15 protein-coding genes and 1 riboswitch are annotated in these 18,758 nt (G+C 33.7%); of the genes, 12 read left to right on the forward strand and 3 right to left on the reverse strand.

The genetic code is table 11. The features are described from left to right. Positions 1–6 precede the first annotated feature (6 nt). The 5 genes from Bccel_RS27485 (at position 7) to Bccel_RS27505 (ending at position 5,255) form a co-directional block, all read left to right on the forward strand. Positions 7–753: a YebC/PmpR family DNA-binding transcriptional regulator gene (locus Bccel_RS27485; protein WP_036940045.1), complete on the forward strand. Its 747-nt coding sequence runs from the start codon at positions 7–9 to the stop codon at positions 751–753. Continuing rightward, complete coding sequence (locus tag Bccel_RS27490; protein ID WP_050753943.1) at positions 740–1,267, forward strand: DMT family transporter; 528 nt, start codon at positions 740–742, stop codon at positions 1,265–1,267. The genes Bccel_RS27485 and Bccel_RS27490 overlap by 14 nt, the downstream gene beginning before the upstream one ends. Before the next feature lie 26 nt (positions 1,268–1,293). Further along, complete coding sequence (locus Bccel_RS29360) at positions 1,294–1,611, forward strand: EamA family transporter (RefSeq protein WP_242857090.1); 318 nt, start codon at positions 1,294–1,296, stop codon at positions 1,609–1,611. A gap of 400 nt (positions 1,612–2,011) precedes the next feature. Beyond that, positions 2,012–2,797, forward strand: coding sequence for a copper amine oxidase N-terminal domain-containing protein (locus Bccel_RS27500; protein WP_050753945.1), 786 nt, complete (start codon positions 2,012–2,014; stop codon positions 2,795–2,797). A 28-nt stretch (positions 2,798–2,825) separates the two neighbouring features. Beyond that, a complete protein-coding gene (locus Bccel_RS27505; protein WP_036940050.1) occupies positions 2,826–5,255 on the forward strand; it encodes a vWA domain-containing protein in 2,430 nt (809 codons plus the stop codon). 78 nt (positions 5,256–5,333) lie between these two features. Here the strand turns inward: Bccel_RS27505 and Bccel_RS27510 are convergent, their stop codons facing one another. Further along, entirely contained in the window at positions 5,334–6,224 is an 891-nt protein-coding gene (locus tag Bccel_RS27510; protein WP_036940053.1) for an AraC family transcriptional regulator, read from the reverse strand. A 384-nt stretch (positions 6,225–6,608) separates the two neighbouring features. Between Bccel_RS27510 and Bccel_RS27515 the strand changes: the two genes are divergently transcribed. From Bccel_RS27515 to Bccel_RS27525, 3 genes are all read left to right on the forward strand, one after another. Then, positions 6,609–8,024 carry an MATE family efflux transporter gene (locus tag Bccel_RS27515; RefSeq protein ID WP_036940055.1) on the forward strand — a complete coding sequence of 472 codons (1,416 nt, stop codon included), beginning with the start codon at positions 6,609–6,611 and terminating at the stop codon, positions 8,022–8,024. A 448-nt stretch (positions 8,025–8,472) separates the two neighbouring features. Then, positions 8,473–11,580 (forward strand): bifunctional diguanylate cyclase/phosphodiesterase, encoded by a 3,108-nt coding sequence (locus Bccel_RS27520; protein WP_050753946.1) that lies wholly within the window; start codon positions 8,473–8,475, stop codon positions 11,578–11,580. A gap of 177 nt (positions 11,581–11,757) precedes the next feature. Beyond that, a riboswitch (NiCo riboswitch) is annotated at positions 11,758–11,860 on the forward strand. Between the two features lie 88 nt (positions 11,861–11,948). After that, positions 11,949–12,815, forward strand: coding sequence for a cation diffusion facilitator family transporter (locus tag Bccel_RS27525; protein ID WP_036940056.1), 867 nt, complete (start codon positions 11,949–11,951; stop codon positions 12,813–12,815). A gap of 29 nt (positions 12,816–12,844) precedes the next feature. On the opposite strand, the gene Bccel_RS27530 is transcribed toward Bccel_RS27525, so the two are convergent. Continuing rightward, the gene (locus Bccel_RS27530) at positions 12,845–14,047 is read right to left on the reverse strand and encodes a putative glycoside hydrolase (RefSeq protein ID WP_036940060.1); all 1,203 of its coding nucleotides are present in this window, start codon (positions 14,045–14,047) and stop codon (positions 12,845–12,847) included. A gap of 434 nt (positions 14,048–14,481) precedes the next feature. Between Bccel_RS27530 and Bccel_RS29365 the strand changes: the two genes are divergently transcribed. From Bccel_RS29365 to Bccel_RS27545, 3 genes are all read left to right on the forward strand, one after another. Next, complete coding sequence (locus tag Bccel_RS29365; protein ID WP_081926860.1) at positions 14,482–14,922, forward strand: DUF4190 domain-containing protein; 441 nt, start codon at positions 14,482–14,484, stop codon at positions 14,920–14,922. Positions 14,923–15,090: 168 nt separating this feature from the next. Continuing rightward, a complete protein-coding gene (locus Bccel_RS27540; RefSeq protein WP_050753947.1) occupies positions 15,091–15,411 on the forward strand; it encodes a DUF2752 domain-containing protein in 321 nt (106 codons plus the stop codon). A gap of 33 nt (positions 15,412–15,444) precedes the next feature. Next, on the forward strand, positions 15,445–17,250 hold the full coding sequence (locus tag Bccel_RS27545) for a MutS family DNA mismatch repair protein (RefSeq protein WP_036940061.1): 1,806 nt from the start codon (positions 15,445–15,447) through the stop codon (positions 17,248–17,250). Positions 17,251–17,262: 12 nt separating this feature from the next. Here the strand turns inward: Bccel_RS27545 and Bccel_RS27550 are convergent, their stop codons facing one another. Then, positions 17,263–17,709, reverse strand: coding sequence for a Fur family transcriptional regulator (locus tag Bccel_RS27550; protein WP_036940064.1), 447 nt, complete (start codon positions 17,707–17,709; stop codon positions 17,263–17,265). A 320-nt stretch (positions 17,710–18,029) separates the two neighbouring features. Here Bccel_RS27550 and Bccel_RS27555 point away from each other — a divergent pair, with 320 nt between their 5' ends. Further along, on the forward strand, positions 18,030–18,746 hold the full coding sequence (locus Bccel_RS27555; RefSeq protein ID WP_036940066.1) for a lysophospholipid acyltransferase family protein: 717 nt from the start codon (positions 18,030–18,032) through the stop codon (positions 18,744–18,746). The last annotated feature ends 12 nt before the right edge of the window (positions 18,747–18,758 follow it).

Genomic DNA, 18,758 nt, shown 5'->3' on the forward strand with positions numbered 1-18,758 from the left:
TATATTATGTCCGGACATTCAAAATGGGCTAATATTAAAAGAAAAAAGGAAAAAACCGATGCACAAAGAGGAAAATTGTTCACTAAGTTAGGAAGAGAGCTTAGTGTTATTGTAAGACAAGGTGGACCGGATCCTGAAGCTAATGCGAAGTTAAAGGATGCTATTGCAAAAGCTAAGGCAGCAAACATGCCTAATGACAATATAATGAGATGTATTAAGAAAGCCTCAGGAGAACAGGATGGGGCAAATTATGAGGAAATTGCATATGAGGGATATGGACCAGGTGGTGTTGCTGTAATTGTTGAAGCGATGACTGATAACAAAAACAGGACAGCAGGGGATGTGCGTCATTATTTTGATAAATTTGGCGGCAATCTTGGAACAACAGGATGTGTGTCCTTTATGTTCAGTAAAAAAGGCACAATTATGATAGAAAAAAGCAGTAAAGTAAATGAAGATGATCTCATGATGGAGGCCATAGAAGCAGGTGCGGAGGATTTTAAAAGCGAAGAGGAGTATTATGAAATAACAACCTCTGTTGAAGATTTTTCAAAAGTAAGGCAGAGCCTTGAGCAGAATGGATATGAATTCATTGAGGCGGAGCTTACCATGATTCCTGCAACTATGACAAAGCTTGCTGAACCAAAGCAGATTGAGTTTATGGATAAATTAATAGAACATCTGGAAGACATGGATGACGTTCAGAATGTTTATCACAACTGGGATATGCCTGAGGTAGATGAAGAAGATTAGTTTTGTTGAAAAAGAGAAAAAAATTATACTAGGGCCCCTGCAAATGCTTGTATCATCCATATTATTTGCTGTTATGAACTATACCGCAAAGCTTGCATCGGAGGATATTTCAGGTTCCGAGGTTGCGTTTTTCAGACTTCTTTTCGGTGTAGTTATTGTATTGATACTTTCGTTTACAGGGGTTATAAATATTTCCTCAAAAAATAAAGGTTTGCTGGTTGCAAGGGGAGTTTTCGGCGGAACAGCTGTTTTGCTGCTCTTTATTGGTATCGCCAGCGGTTCTATGACAAACAGTGTGGTCCTAAACAATACACACCCAATTTTTGCTGCTATAGTAGCAATAGTAATTTTGAAAGAAAAGATAACTTTTAAAATGGCTGCAAGCATTTTAATTTCATGGGTTGGTATTATTATCCTTTTCTACCCAGATATGGATACACTTCAACTGGCTGATATGCTTTCCCTTGCATCGGGTATTTTGGGGGATTTGCAATTGCCAGCGTACGCCAGTTAAGAAAGCTTAATGAATCAGCCTGGACGATTTTCTTTTATTTTTGTATTTTTGGATTAGTTGCATCCTTTATTTTTTGCATACCGACATGGAAATGGCCAAACTTGAAGCAATATATACTGCTCTTGCTCACGGGCTTTTTTGGAATGCTGGCACAGGTAATGATGACTTCAGCATATAAATACTGTAAAGCTGCTATTGGCGGTGTATTGTCAATGAGCACCTGTGTTTTTACTGCATTTCTGGGAATTCTATTGATAAATGAACCTCTTACGGTTTATGAGCTGATAGGAGCTGTACTTATTGTTTCATCCAGTGTTTTTGTGGTTGTAATTGACAAGGGATGAAAAATTTCCTTAATCATTTCATTTCCCATGCCGATATTAATAACATAAAAATGGCAATAATAACAATATAAATCATATAATAACAGTATGAATGTTTATTATATTAAAAGTTTTAATAATCTAACATTTGGCGGAGCAAATAACGAACGGTTTAAACGTTATTTTACAATGGACAAATGATAAGATTAATTGATTTTAACAGATTTGCTTAAGACAAATGTAATAGATTTATCACTTTTAATAAAGCTTAAATATACTATGTATTATTAAGCACCATTTTATCACAATTAAAAGTGAAAAAAACCGAATATTCGACAAAAAAATAAACATAGAGCAAAAAATATTAGTGAAAAAAAAGGTACTATAGTTTATAATAGTATTAATAGGGGGGTTATGCAGCATGAAAAGATTGCACGATAGAATTAGACAAGTGCTCATTTTTTTAATTATCATCATTATGTGTAGCAGCATGACGGCAAACATATGTACAGCTGAAACAACCAGCGGAAGTGACGAAATCAAGGTGTTTTTAAACAGTGAAAGGCTCCAGTTTGATGTAAACCCGTACATAAAAAATTCCAGAACATTGGTACCTTTCAGAAAGATATTCGAAGCTTTTGGGTTGGAGGTGCAATGGAACCCAGCGAACCAGACAGTTGTAGCTACTGGTAAAGGTACTGAGATTTATTTGGAAATCAATAACAAAGTAGCTTATGTAAACGACTTAAAGAAGACTCTTGATACACCGCCAGAGATAACAGGGGGAAGGACCTTTGTACCGTTAAGGTTTGTAGGAGAAAGTATAGGGGCTGTAGTTGATTGGAATAGCAAAACAAAAACTATATCTATTACATATGCCAACAGTTCAACAGAAATTGGCCAGACTGTTAATCTTGGGGAAATAAAACTATCAATTGACAAGGTTGATGTAGATTATGAGGGAAAAACATATTTAGTAACAGGAAAAGTTAATTCGGACATTAAGAATCTTTATATTTATCTCTATGAGGACTCAGATAAATATATATTCTCAAAAGTTAAAATTTTAGAAAAAAATGGAGAATTTTTTGATTTTGAATCGGGAAGGCACCAACCATTAGATATAAAGAAAGTGAATTATATATGTGTTTATGAATTTTCTGATAGTGGTGAAAAGGTAAAGGTTGCTGAGTATCAGAATAAGTAGAAAATATATATATGAAGGGGGTTTATTTATGAGTAGGAAGTGTATAGCTATTTTGATAACCTTATTTTTTGTTTGTTTTAATGTCATATCAGTATCGGCTGAAGTGAAAGATAAGCCGAGCATAGCACGTGAACTTTATGATTCCAAGGATAAAGTAAGCACTAAAGATATTGAGGTTAATCAGAAGCGAACCATGAAGTTTTCAAGTTCAGGTTCAATAGTTTTAGATGATGTTGCAAAAAATGAGAGGCATATTGTTTTTGTCCTAGATACTTCAGGAAGTTTAAAAGGGGTAGTTGGTGATGATCCATCGCCTTTTGACTATGCACTTTTTAGTGGCGGTGCTGAAAGATTTAATATGCAAGGGGATTCCCAAAAAGTAATTGGAAAGATACATGCTAATGGTGCTGTTAATTTAAGTACGTCAAATAATAAATATTCTTTTACGTATCCTACTGAAACTAATCCGGAAGAAAGTAAGGGAGCTATAGAATATATCGGCGAAGCGACAATAAATGAGAAAGCAACAAATAATGAAATGTTTACACCAGGTATAAATATTGATATGCCGGAATTGATAGAGGTATTAAGAAGAGCTGACCTAATGGATGGTGGTGTTACAGTATCAGAGATCCAAGAGTTTTGGAAAGGTGATTATAAAGATAATAATGTGAAGCTTGGAGCACCTAATGCTGATAAAGAAATGAGATATAAAAACGTAAATAGGCCTTTTAATGGTAGTGAACGAACATTGCCTAATGGGACAAGAAAGGTAAATGAATATAAATACAACCAAGACATGTTTGAAATAACAGGAAATGGTACATTTAAAATTCCTGATAAGACAATATATTGGTTTGATGGTCCGGTATTTTTTTCTGTAAATGTAGAATTCGAAGGAACAGGTATGATAGTTGCGGATGGAGATGTAATTTTTACAGGTACAAAAATAACTACTAAATCATCAAATCCAGATTGTATGGTTTATGCAGCAAGTGGTAATATTCTTGTACTTAATGATACTTCCAATTTTAACGGAATACTGTATGCACCTGGTGGAGCTATTGATTTTAAAGGAGCTAATGTTAAAGTTAAAGGAAGTGTTGTTGCAAAGGAATTAAACTCAATACCTGCTAACTTGGAAGTGGAGTATGCACAGGGGAATGCAAAAGAGATTGTTGAAAGGGTTGATCCACCAGTAACATATAGCAGTCAGATGAAATCTGTTGTTAAAAATTATATTACTGATGTAGCAAAAGATAAAACCAAGGTTACAAAAGTTGGTGTAGTTAAATATGATGTTAATGCAAATGATTCCGATGAAAAGCTGTATAATATAACCGATGGTGAATTAGATGATATAGTCGATGCAATTGATTTAATAAAGGATCAAGATACAGGAAAAAGCAATTTAGGTGATGGCATAAGGAAGGCGTATAAAATTTTAGATAAAAATAATACAGCTTCTAAAACTATCATTGTGTTATCTGGAAGTAGACCAAATCATTGGACTGCAAAGCAAGGTAGTACGACAGAGATTTATCTTGAGAAAAATGATGTACTAACTAATACACGCTTTAAAGAAGATAAATCGGAAGATAATTTTTCTAATAGATCAATAATGTATTCAAAAAGTATGTCAGAAATCGCTGCTTCAAAAGGCATTGTTCCAGCTTTTATTAATTTTCTAGAGGAGCCCAAAGATGCTACCGCTATTGGCTATAAAGAAAAACATGCTGCATGGGAGAAAGTGGAGAATTCCTTTAAAGAAATAGCAGATGAAGTTTTTGATGGTATATTAAATTATAAGGATGGTCACTATAATTCTAATTCTAAGGATACTGAACCTTTACCACTCATTGAAAGTTTAAAGAAAAATAAAGGTCTAAAAACTTTATATTACAAATCTTCTTATACTACTTTGAATAATGATATAGAAAATATTGTTGATATAAATGATATAGATTATTCAATAGATGTTACAGTTAGTTTTAAATTTAAACTTCCTTTAGGTGTTAAGATAGATGAAAAAAAATTAAGTAATAATTTTGTACCTGGTACGCCTGAAAAGGATTTTGACAGTAAAGGTGCAGAAGTTTATAGGCAGGTAATAGAATCAAATCCAGCTGATCCAAACAATATATATAGTATAAGTCTTATAGGAAATAAAATACCTGATCCTGCAGATTCTAGTAAGTCACTGATGAAATTCACTCTTCCAGTTGATTTTATGAAAGATGTAAAAATAGAAGGATTGAAGTTTATATTGCTGCAAAAGATTGGTAAAAATGAAAAAAGTAATTTAGAATTTTTAGGTGATGAATTTACTATGACATACAGCTATAATTATAATAGGCTAAATCCTATAAGTAATGTTATTCAAAAGGACTCTAAGTCATTCACTATAAATCCAAGTACAGTTGACTATAATGTATTTTATAAAGTTGAAACAAACTAACGAAAAAGTCGATTATCATAAAAAAAATAAAAATACCGGTTAAATAGCCGGTATTTTTATTTTGACTATAAAGTTAGCTCAAATATAACTGTGCTTCTTCCTGAACTCCCCAGGAGACAGCTTAATTTGCTTTTTAAATAAATAACTAAAATAAGGTATATTGTCAAAGCCGCATTTTGTCGATATATCTGATACAGGTAAATCAGTCCTTATTAAAAGGTCTTTTGCCTTGTCGAGACGAAGCTTTGTGATAAAAAGATTAGGGGTAATTCCCATTGTCTCTGAAAAAACCTTATGAAAGTGGTTGGGACTTAGATTGGTAAGGGCAGCCAAATCATTTAGCAATATTTTCTTTTGAATATTCTCATCAATAAATTCTATAACCTTTTTGATTGTTCCGTAGTGGGGTGACATGGGAATAGTTTTGTTTATTAATGGGTTTATGCAATCCTGGTAAAGCATGTAGAGAAGGTTAAGAGCATAAGATTTCTGAATAAGCTCAGTACCTGTTGATGGGGATATATACTCTTTTAAGATTGAATCAAAAATAAACTGATATTTTTCGGGATGAGGAGGATGGAACACTGTGGGAATTGACTCGATAATAGGGTTAATAAAAGTGCTCTGGAATTTTTGCTTATTATATATATCGTAGATGGAAGGATCCTTTCCCGTATTACCCAAAAGATCAATGCAAACGAAATAACAGCTGTAGGGCATAATTCCCTGGGTATATTGGCCGGGTTTTCTGAATATTACATCTCCCTGACGTACAGAGTAAGTTTGATCCTCAATCACCATAGCTCCTTCGCTAAACACAATGAGTTCCAATTCGTAATCATAAACATTACGCTCTCTCAAACGATAGCCCGCAGGTAAATTTGCACCTTGAGTAAAATATAAAGATTTGAGAACCAATGGAGATAAATCTTTATTTTGACATTCAATTTCAGCACTTTTAATTTTCATATTTACACCTCTATAATTCAGAATATAAACTTTATCAATTTATATGAAGATTAATTTTTGTAATTTGCAATTTGTATACATATATTTTATCGTAAGATTTTGAAAAAATGAATAATATAATGTATTGCTTTTAAGGGTAAATGGCCTTAAAATATTGTATAGAGCTCAAGAAAATTAGTACCGCTGGATTGATACTTATCATAAAAATTCATAAGATCCTTAATTCATAAGATCCTTGATTTAAATCGTCGAACAGAAACTATTTAAGGCTTCTGATTTTTCAAACAATTAAATTTATTATGAGTATGTTAAGGTTTAGTTTGGTTTATTTGGAATACTTTTGTGTGGATTTTATGGAATTTTGACTTAAATGGAGTTGATAAAATGGAAAAAAATAATTTTTTGGACAAACGGATAACTCTTTTTGCACTAATATGGCCTATTCTTATTGAGTCTTTTTTAAGGATGCTTTTTGGAACTGTGGATACATTTATGTTAAGCGGATACTCAGATAAGGCTGTTGCTGGAGTTGGTGCTGCAAATCAATATGTATCTATTCTAGTACTCATATTTCAAATAGTATCGGGTGGCTCGGGAATAGTAATATCACAGTATCTTGGAGCGAGAAATAATAAAAAGGCTTCTGATGTAGCAGTGGTGTCAATAATGTTCAATTTGGTTTTTGGCCTATTGATAAGCCTTATACTTTTTATTTTTGCAGGAAAGATTCTTGGATTAATGAACTTTTCAAGTGATGTTTACCAATTTTCAAAAGAATTTTTAACCATAATTGGGTCGTTTTCCTTTATACAGGCAATGAGTATAACTGTTTCTGCTATTTTAAGAAGCCATGGACATGTAAAATATCCAATGATGGTAAACATGGGTGCGAATGCACTGAACATAATCGGTAATTTTATTTTCATATATGGTATGTTCGGAATGCCTGTCCTAGGCGTTAAAGGAGTTGCCATATCTACTGTTACCAGCCAGATTGTAGGACTTATTGCAATTTTCATCATTCTTAAGAAGAAGGTTGGGATAAGTTTCTCTATAGCTAAAGTAGTAAAAATGCCGAAAGATTTGATAACTGATGTACTAATGAGCATTTTTAAAATTGGAGGGCCTTCTGCAGGCGAATCTATTTCTTACAATATTTCTCAGGTTGTTATAACAGCTTTTATAGCAAAATATATGGGAGAAGATCCACTTACAGCAAGGTTTTATGTTTTTAACCTGATGTTTTATATTATGCTGTTTGGATTAGCTACAGGGCATGCTACACAGATAATGATCGGACATCTGATTGGTGCAGGAAGAACTGATGATGCATATAAGACATGCCTAAGAAGTCTTAAGATTGCAGCCGTTATATCTTTTGCTGTAGCTATCGTATTTGCAATATTTGGAAAGGTGCTTTTGGGAATATTTACAGACAATGACAACATTATAAGGCTTGGTGGCATGCTATTTTTAATTACTATTGTCTTAGAACCTGGAAGATCGTTTAATATTGTTTTAGGATATTCTTTAAAGGGATCAGGAGATGCAAAATTTACATTGTACTTGGGATTGGTATCCATGTGGATAGTAGCAGTTGGCATGAGTTATCTACTAGGCGTTATAATGCATTTAGGGCTTGTAGGAGTTTGGGCTGCATTTGCTATGGATGAATGGGCGAGAGGAATAGTTATGCTTAAGAGATGGCGTTCAAGGGCATGGGAAAAGATGTCTCTTGTAAAAAAGGAAGATATTGAAGTCGAAGCCAATGACGAGAAGTTGCTGCAAAGAGTTAATTAAGAAACGCTTAAATAACTACTTCATTTTGCCAGCTGCAGGAAGAGTTGAGTGTACACAAAAGCGATCATATAGAATAAAAAATGGTTTGTTTTGATTGAGAAAACTATCAATCGAAATAAACTATTTTTTTGTCGAATAATTATTTATTTTGTTATTCCAAAATTGGTTGGCATAATATATAATTATTAACAGGTTTGTATTAAATATATTAAAAATGTTATCTTTTAATATACTATTAAATTATCTATAATGATAAACTTCATGTATAACTTATTATACAAGTGTTGACATTTCGATTTTATAGATGCCAAACTGCAGAACTTTATATAAGTTGGGTATCTAAATTCTCCAATTGAATGCTTTTTAATGTTTAGGAAACAAAAATGGTAATGCTTAAGACATGCTTTAGTGTTCTGAATTTTAAAGCTATCTATAATGGAGGAGTTCCATGAAAATTCGGTTTTACGGTCGGACAAAACCTTTTTATACTATAATTACAGCAATAGCAATACTTTTTATAAGTGGTGCAACTTATTATCTTTCTTATGAAAATTTAAAAAGCAATGTAATGGAATCTCTGGAGGAGCTATCGGGGCAAGGAGCCAGAACTGTTGAAGCAGAGCTAAGGCTCCAGCTTGACTTGCTTGGTTCTATTGCAGCACAAAGCATAGTCTCCGACCCTTCTGTAAGTCTTGAAAATAAGCTTCAGGAAATAAAAAGACAAGCAGTATTAAAAGGTGCAATAAGGTATGGAATTTCTGACCTAAATGGTAACACATATACAACAGACGGTAAACGGTTTTATAATGGCGATAGAGAATACTATCTAAAGGCATTGAAGGGTAAGAGAAGTATTCAAGGACCAGTGATTAGCAGGGCAGATGAAAGAGCGGTTGTAGCATTTGCTGTTCCTCAAAAAGATGATAGGGAAAATATTATAGGAGTTATACATGCTGCATACAACATAAATTACATAACTGATATTATAAGGCAAATAAAGTTTGGGAATGACGGCATTGCATTTATAATAAACAAAAGAGGCACAGTGATAGCTTGTGGAGATCCCCAGAAGGTTTTTATCATTGAAAGCTATTTCGATAAAACTAAGATTAGAATAAAAAATAAAGAATTGATTGGTCTGGAAGATAATATGCTATCAGGAATCCCAGGTTCCAGTGAATACTTATTGGAAAAAGTGACCCATTACATTGGATATGCTCCAATAAATGGCACTGACTGGTTTATTGCTGTTACAACTTCAAGGACACAAGCAACTGAAAAGGTTCATAAAGTAATATATATCATTAATATTGTCATTTTGTTATTTATTCTTGTTTCCATATTTACAGGTGTATATAGCCATTATTTGAAAAAAAGGCTTATTTATGAGGAAGAAGTATCTAGAGGTCTTATTGACATTGCAAATATTCTGTCAATAAGGTTAAAGTATGATGGCACTATTATATCATTTAACAAATATGCAGAAATTGCAACACAATTCAGCTATAAAGAGGTAGTGAACAAAAGCTTTGTTGAAATGCTTGAAAAGGAAGATAGAATTAAGTTTTTTGAGATTCGTAATTCTTTAAAAACGACTGATTCTTCTGAAAACGTACAGATGTCACTAAAGAGGAAAGATGGTAAACTGCTTCATATTATTTGGAATGCAAATATGAAGGACGATTATAAAGATAAGTCCATATTTTTTATTATTAACATGATAGGCATGGACCTTACAGAGCGGATTGAGTCAGAGAGGAATATTCGTGATAACAACGAAAAGCTTACTCAGGTACTTAGAGAATTAGAATCATCACAGGAAGAGTTAAGGAATAAGTATGATGAACTCAATATAACGAAGAATAAGCTTGTGGACAGTGAACAGCGATTCCAGTTGTCATTGGAAGGGTCTAATGATGCCATATGGGATTGGAATGCGTTGGATAATAAGGTTTTTTATTCAGATAAGTTTTACGAAATTACCGGTTACAGCAGAGGAGATATTGGAGATTCATCAGACGAATTTAGGCTGTTATTTCACCCTGAGGATATAAAAGCAGCCGAGGAAGCCAAAAGAGAGCATTTTCAAGGCTTGACTCCTAATTTATTCTATGAAGTTAGAATTAAGACAAAAAACACAGAATATATATGGATTTTAGTTAAAGGAAAGGCCATTAAGGATGAAGCAGGAAATTTAGTGAGAATGGCGGGTTCAATAACAAATATAAATGATAAAAAAATCCATGAACAGATGATTAAAAAGCTGGCTTATTATGATTTGCTTACGGGATTGCCGAATAAACTTGTTCTTAAGGAACATACCGGCAAAGCAGTGGAAGATGCTATTAAAAGTGGAAATTCAGGAGTATTAGTGCTAATTGATATAGACAATTTCAAACTTCTAAATGACTCGTTTGGACATTATTATGGTGACTTACTCCTTGTAGAACTAAGTAATATGCTCATTTCTATATTTGACAGCACATGCATGGTTTCGAGAACGGGAGGAGATGAATTTGCGGTCCTTATACCAAAGGTTAGTTCTGATTCTTTGATTAAAGAATACATAGATAAAATAATGGCAGCATTTTCTAAAACTTTTAATGTTGATGGAAATATATTTTATATAACCGCAAGCATGGGTATTGCTTTGTTTCCTGATGAGTCCAAAGATTTTGATACACTTTTAAAAAATGCTGATACCGCCATGAATTATGCTAAAAAAATGGGAAAACCCAATTACAAGATATATACTAAAACGTTGAATGACGAAATAATGGAAAAGGTAAGATTAGCCAGCAGTTTAAGAAAAGCATTGGAAAACAATGAATTCCAGTTATATTACCAGCCTCAATATATTACAAGAACTAGAGAAATATGCGGATTTGAAGCACTTTTAAGATGGAATAGTCCGGAATATGGGTTTGTTATGCCAGGTAGATTTATAAGTCTTGCTGAAGAAAATGGTTTTATTATTCCTCTGGGTGATTGGGTTTTAAAACAAGCATGTTTATTTAAAATGAGACTAAAAAATGAAGTAATAAACTGCTTGAACATTTCTGTTAATATTTCTATAGTTCAATTAATGCAAGAGGATTTTGTTGAAAAAGTATTATGTATTGTTAATGAAACTGGGTTGGATCCTGAATTTCTGGAAATAGAGCTAACAGAGTCTGTGCTTATCCAATCTATAGATGAAAATCTTATTAAGTTGAAGAGACTTAGAGAGAATGGGGTAAAAATTTCTCTTGATGATTTTGGAAAAGGTTTTTCATCACTAAGTTACCTCAAAAACCTTCCTGTAAATACACTCAAGATAGACAAGGAATTTGTTGATGATATCGGCTTAGGTACTGATATAACAGATTCTATTGTGCATATAGGACAAAAAATGGGCCTTAAGGTTATTGCAGAGGGTGTTGAGACTGATGTGCAATACCAGCATCTTATAAACACCAACTGTGATATGGTTCAGGGATATTATCTTGGGAGGCCTGTTCCTGAAGATGATGCAATAAAAATGATTGTACAGCAATTAGGATACATTCCAAAGTAATAGTAATTTACATCTGGAAGTGTGGAACAAAATGCAAGTTTATTTAATAATATATATAGTTCGTTATTAATAAATTGTGTATTTGATATGTTGAAATGTTGCAATGTATTTGTCATTGACAGCAGTTTCCTGGTTGTTATATAATCTTTATTAATCGCTTTTGACCATATAAAAATTAAAAGGAAAATAGATCAGGCCATTAAGTCTTGGACTTTGTGGAGCCGGGCCGGTTTTGCGGCAGCAGGATGGCAATTATTGCAGAAATACCTGTGGGACTATATTGTAGTAATACTTATAGTCTCACAGGTTTTTTAAGTTTCTGGAAAACTATAAAGCGAGTTAAGAGATTTTGTGGAGGGATGGGGATTATGAGCGATTCCAGTATTAAAACAAGGGTGGCAATTTTATCGGTAGTTTCAAATTCGTTATTAATTGTTTTAAAAGTAATTGCAGGTATTTTAAGCGGTTCAGTCAGTATAATTTCTGAGGCTATTCATTCAGCCATGGACTTGGTAGCTGCAGTTATTGCATTCTTCTCTGTCAGAATTTCGGCAAAGCCTGCAGACAGGGACCATCCATATGGACATGGAAAGGTTGAGAATGTTTCAGGGGTGATTGAAGGCCTTTTGATTCTAGTAGCTGCTGTTATTATAATTTGGGAAGCTATAAAAAAGATTATTAATCCAACACATATTGGTGAAACTGATATTGCTCTCATTGTAATGTTTATATCTTCTGCGGTGAACTTTTTTGTATCCAGAAAGCTTTATAAAGTGGCTAAGCAGGTTGATTCAGTAGCATTAGAAGCGGATGCCCTTCATCTTAAGACAGATGTATATACATCTTTAGGAGTTGGAATAGGAATGGTCCTAATTAAGTTTACCGGTATATCAATTCTTGACCCGATTGTTGCAATACTGGTTGCATTGTTGATTTTAAAGGAAGCCATATCACTTATCTGGAATGCTTACTGTCCTTTATTGGATACAAAATTATCCGACAGCGATGAGGAAAAAATAAAGAATGTTATAAACAAGTACAAAAATGAGATAATTGATTTTCATGAATTGAGAACAAGAAAGTCAGGAAGTGTTAAATATATCGATTTTCACATGACTGTCAATAAGGATTTTTCCGTTGAGCAGTCCCATGAACTCAGTGATAAGATAGAAAATGATTTGGAGCAGATATTGAAGAATACCAATGTAAGCATTCATATAGAACCAGGCGTATAAAAAGGGGGCTAAATCGCCCCCTTAAAAAATTATTCTTTTTTAAAAGCCCCTTCATGATATGAGTTCATTGGATCCCATACGAACCATTCCTCATAACCTGCATCATAAACACCTTGTATTTGCTGTCTTACCTGTTCATTATCATAATGCTGCCAGTTTCCTTTACCTATCCATGAAGCATCAAAATCCTGAATATAGGTTCTTATTTTAGGAGTGCTGCCTTCCACCTTAGCGAGACGGTCTTTAGCCTTTAGAAGTGTATTTTTAATGACGCCATAAGGATCAAGGTCAGGTTTTTTAAATGCAGTACCATTAATTATCTGACCAAGAGCATAATGAGATGGATATGCCATTGGATATATATAATCGATGTCTTTACCTATATGCTCAAGGTACTGTCCTATGCCCTCATTATCTCCAGGTGTTTCGCATATTATTGCAAAAACATCTGCTGAGAGAATAGCATTTGGCATTTGTTTTCTTGCTTCAGCTAAAAAGTCATTTATAGTCTCATACATTTGCTTATTATTATTGTTGCCAAAAACCATGTTGCTTTTCTTTCCATCAGGAAAACGAACATAATCAAATTGCACTTCGTCAAAACCTTTAGCAAGTGCTTCTTTTGCCAGATCTATGTTATACTGCCAAGCTTCCATGCTGTAAGGATTTACCCATGTTACTCCATTGTGAATGTATAGTCCGCCATTTTTATTTTTTATTGCCACTTCAGGTTTTCCTTTAGAAAAGTAAGGATCCTTGAAGCACACAATTCTGGCAATGGAATAAATATTGTTGTCACGGAGCTCCTTAGTTACTTTTTCAGGGTCGTATCTTACATCAATTGCTTTAACTTCCTTTGCCGCAGGAACTGAAGAATTAACGGTAACATTACCGTCATCATTCTTGTAGTCTATTACATAGCTGTTGATTTCAGTGGTGTTTGCAAGCTCTATATAGTGCTTTAATCTAGCACCTGCAGAAGTTGCAGTAAGGTATAGGCCTTTTGCTTTAACCAGCTTCTTTTCCGGGACTTTAGTAGGTGTGGGTTGTGGCACGTTTGTTTGTGTCTGATTATTACCGTTTGGCTTTGAGCCTGCAATATTAGAGCCAGGCATTTTGTCAGCTTCCTTCTCCGGACTGATGCCGGAATTGGAACCACATGAAGAAAGAAGCAATGAGGCAATAACTGTAGAAGCGAGTAGTAGATTTTTCATGCAAAGGAATTTTTTCATGGATTATCGGCTCCTTTTTAATTAATTTAACTGAGAATATACAATAAATGCTTTTTAGGAGATTTCAAAAATTTCCTCGGCCAATTTTTATGGTGGAGAGCAGTAAAATTAGTATTTTTGAATTCTCCAGTTGACCAGCTATTTTTTAGAAATCACCTTATGATGGAAATTTTGAATAAAGATAAATAAAACGAAATACAATAATATGATTAATTATATAATTAAAATTTATCAAAAAAATTCTGAATTATCAATGCCTAATATATTCACATTAAGGTATGATAAAGAAATTTAATATATGTACATCATTAGGGATAAAAATTTATGCACTATCTTGTAATATTGCCAGAATTAATATAAAATTTTTATGTGCATTACAAGGATTGACTAAAATAAGGTAAGGAATGACTAAAACAATTACAGGAGGCTGACTGATGAAAATCTGTCCAAAATGCAACTATTCAAATCAGGATTTTGATAATGTTTGTGTAAGCTGCGGTACACAGCTTGATAATTATAGCCACTACAACAGCTTTGCACCGCCGAATATGCCAGTTGTAACCAATGGGTTTTCAATTGCATCAATGATTTTAGGCATATCATCTATTGTTTTGGCATGCTGCTATGGAATTGGTATTATTCCAGGGATACTTGGAGTTATATTTGGGTTTATGGCAAGGAAAAAGATAGATAACTCCCAAGGAAGAGAACAAGGAAGCGGGCTTGCTTTAGCCGGGATTATTACCGGGTTTATAGGCATTTTATTTGCGATAGTAGTTTTAATAATTCTTGCTTTAACCTTTAAAGATATTGACTGGAATACTTATATTCAAAAAATGAATGAATTACAAAGAAATAATGATAGAAGCTTTTAATATAAATAATAAAGACGTTTGAATATTGGAGAAGTAAATTATTTTTTCTTCAATAATTCCATAGGATAAACATTGAAAAGAGAAAATTTATTAATAAACTTAGTGTGGCTTTTAATATGCTTGTTGCCCTTATTATGTTCGTTTATCTTGAAAACAGATGGGCAAGTGGTGGCATTCAGATTTCATAATAATTACTATGAATTCGGAATGCCATGTGTTTTTAAGACCATTACCGGATATGAGTGTCCTTCTTGCGGAGGTACAAGAAGCTTTGTTTATATGAGTAAGCTTTCTATAGTGTCAGCATGGAATGCCAATAAAGCTGCAACAATGCTATATATGCTTATGATACTGCAAATTCCATACAGACTTATATTGATTGTTGGTGGGAAAGTTCCATTTCAAAGGTGTATTGCAAGGATTGGAATAGTTTTTTTGATTTTTATTGGGGTTGTAGATATAACAGAATTTGTTGCTCAATTTATTTAACATTTATAATTACCATAAAAAGGAGACGTTGGCATGAAAACACCTTATGATTCATATACAAGGCGTAAAAATAAGTATGATATGTTAATACAAAGCCTCACAAAGGCTATTAATATGGTGAGCAATCTTAGACTGGCAGTTTTTTTAGTAGGATTAGCTGCAGGCGTAGTGTTATATCTTGTGAAATATTACATATTGCTTTCAGCTGTTATTTTTGTATCCATTATTGTGTTTATATATCTTGTTATTAGGCATGAGAAACTTATAGATATTAAAAAGTTCCATACTTTCTTGTTGGAAATTAACCAGAATTCCATTAAGAGGCTTGAAGGCAAGTGGCATGAATTTACTGACACAGGAGATGAATATAATAATTCCGAACATAGATACTTTGAAGATTTGGATATATTCGGTAAGGGTTCATTGTTTCAATGGATAAATACCTCTAAGACCTATTATGGAAGAAGTTTCTTTAAAGATATATTGGGAAACACTCCTAAGTGCATTGAAGACATAACAGAAAGGCAGCAGGCGGTTCTGGAATTATCACGAAAGCTTGGATGGAGACAGAGGTTTCAGGCTGAAACCATGTCGGTACCTGATAAGACAATAGATCCGGATGAGCTTATTAAATGGGCTTTGGACACTGAGACATTTTATATTAAAAAGTGGTTTACCATATTTGTAAAGGCTTTGCCTGTTTTTACCGGAATAGTAATTTTGCTTGCTATGAATACCCAATTTATAACTTTTCATATTCCTGTATTATTGCTGCTGATACAGGCAATTTTATTGAGGATTAAGAGGAAAAAAAGGAGTGAGGTATTTGACTTAGCTGAAAAATACAGCAACGACATAAAGGTTTATTATAATGCATTAAAGCATTTTGAAAAGCATAATTTCAAATCAACCCATATTAAGGATATAAGGGCTGGAATGGTTAATAATGAAGGCCTGAAGGCATATAAGCAATTGGATAGGCTGTCAAAAATAATAGATAACATATCTGCAAGGCACAGTGCATTCTTTGAATTGCTAAATATACTTACCCTCTGGGACTTCCAGTGTATGACTGCAATTGAGAAATGGAAACAAAGTTCAGGGAAGTTTCTTTTGTCTTGGATTAAGGCAATTGGAAAGGTGGAAGCTTTGTGTGGGCTTGCAATAATCAGTTTTGACAATCCCAAATGGCCTATGCCCGATATTTGGGACTCAAAGCCGTTTATTGAAGCAAAAGGGTTAGGACATCCTTTGCTGGGGCAAAATGGAGTCAGCAATGACCTTAAAATTAAAAATCAAGTGAAGGTACTTCTTATTACTGGCTCAAACATGTCGGGTAAAAGCACATTGCTGCGTACTGTGGGGATTAATCTTGTGTTGGCTTATGCAGGTGCACCTGTTTGTGCGCAAAGTTTTTCGGCATCAATAGCTGATATTCATACCTGCATGAGGGTTAGTGATGATCTGGGAAAAAGCATATCCTCCTTTTATGCGGAGCTCTTGAGGATTAAAGAAATTGTAAACAGGGCTGAAAGCGGAGAAAAGGTATTTTTCCTGCTGGATGAGATATTTAAGGGAACTAATTCAAGAGATAGGCATATGGGGGCACGCGTTCTTATTAAAAGACTCTGCCAGCTTAACTGTTCAGGCCTTGTGTCAACACATGATCTTGAGTTAAGTGACCTCGAGAACGAGGGGTTTGAAGTGAAAAACTACCATTTTGAGGAGTATTACAAGGATAATAAGATAAACTTTGATTATAAACTTAGGGAAGGGGTATCCACCACAAGAAACGCAGTTTATCTTATGAGACTTGCAGGTATAGATATAAGCGAGTAAAACAATTAATTTTTATAGTGATCTATCGGCACAGCTGCTGCATGTACCATAAAACTTAACCCTATGGTCTCTAACAATAAAACCATGCTCCAATAATATCTGCTGTTCAAGGGATTCTAAAAGATCCTGTTCAACTTCTATAACTGTGTTACAGGAAGTGCAGATAAGGTGGTGGTGCCGGTGGCTGCTTTCATGTCTGTTAAGTTCGTATCTGCCAAGTCCATCATCCAGATCCAGCTTATGGACAATGCCTATTTCATTAAATAAAAGCATAGTCCTATAGACTGTTGCCAATCCTATATCTGGGTTGGACCTTTTTACTAAATCATGTATTTCCTCGGCACTTAAGTGCTTTTCACGGCAGTTCATTATAATATCGAGAATGGTCTGCCTTTGAGGAGTTAACTTACATCCCTTCTCTTTGAGAAGGGAACTTAAATTTATAGGATTTGTGTCCATTTGTTTTACTCCTTTTTGGTACATCGACAAATAGTAGTTTTTATCATAAAATATAAGAAATAATATGAAATATTAAACTTTAATATTTCATATTGGTTGTAAATATATTATATTAAATTTATAAAAGGTTATCCAGATATGTTGCGAAAAAGATTTTACATTAGCAAATACAGTTGAATCGTCTGCATTTGCATTATAAAAATGAATTTTTCTCAACATATGAATCTAGGAAAATGTTTTGCAATAATTAAAAATGTAAAATGATTATTGCAAAACATATAGATTAAAAGTGTTAAAAATCTTACATTTTGGAGGTATAAATGATTAGGGCTATTATTGTATTGTTATATTTTGCAGGATATCTTTTATATTCCCTCACCTTTAGGCTTAGAGTTTTGGTTATGAACTGGAGGGGTAAGAAAACTGAAGCGGTTGATTTTATCAATTATCAGGCAGGGTTATGGGCACGCCGTGTGATTTGGTCAACTGGCTCGAAGGTTATTATTTCGGGGCAGGAGAATATACCTAAGGATAAAGGTGTAGTATTTATTGCAAATCACCAGAGCTATTTGGACATTCCCGTAATGATAGGTTATATTGAAAAGCCTAAAGGATTTATAGCAAAGATCGAACTGCTGAAAATACCAATTCTAAGCATGTGGATTAAGCATTTAGGAGGAGTATTTATAGTTAGAAATAACCCTAAACAATCATTAAAAGCAATAAATGAGGGAGCTGAGAAGATAAAAAAAGGCGATTCCATGGTAATTTTTCCTGAAGGCACCAGGAGTGCAGACGGTAAATTGGGAGAATTTAAGCCTGGAAGCTTAAAACTTGCGGTTAAATCAGGTGCACCAATAGTACCTGTTGTTATAAAAGGCACTGTGAATGTACTGCCAAAAAAGAAGTTTGCAGTTAAGCCTTCCCAAGTGGAAGTCTATGTGCTTTCTCCTATTATACAGGATGAGGCTGCAAAAATTGATACCAATGATCTTACAGAGAAGATAAGAAATGCAATTATGGAGAAATTGAAATAATACTAAAATATA

The organism is Pseudobacteroides cellulosolvens ATCC 35603 = DSM 2933 (assembly GCF_001262605.1).
Taxonomy (GTDB): domain Bacteria; phylum Bacillota; class Clostridia; order Acetivibrionales; family DSM-2933; genus Pseudobacteroides; species Pseudobacteroides cellulosolvens.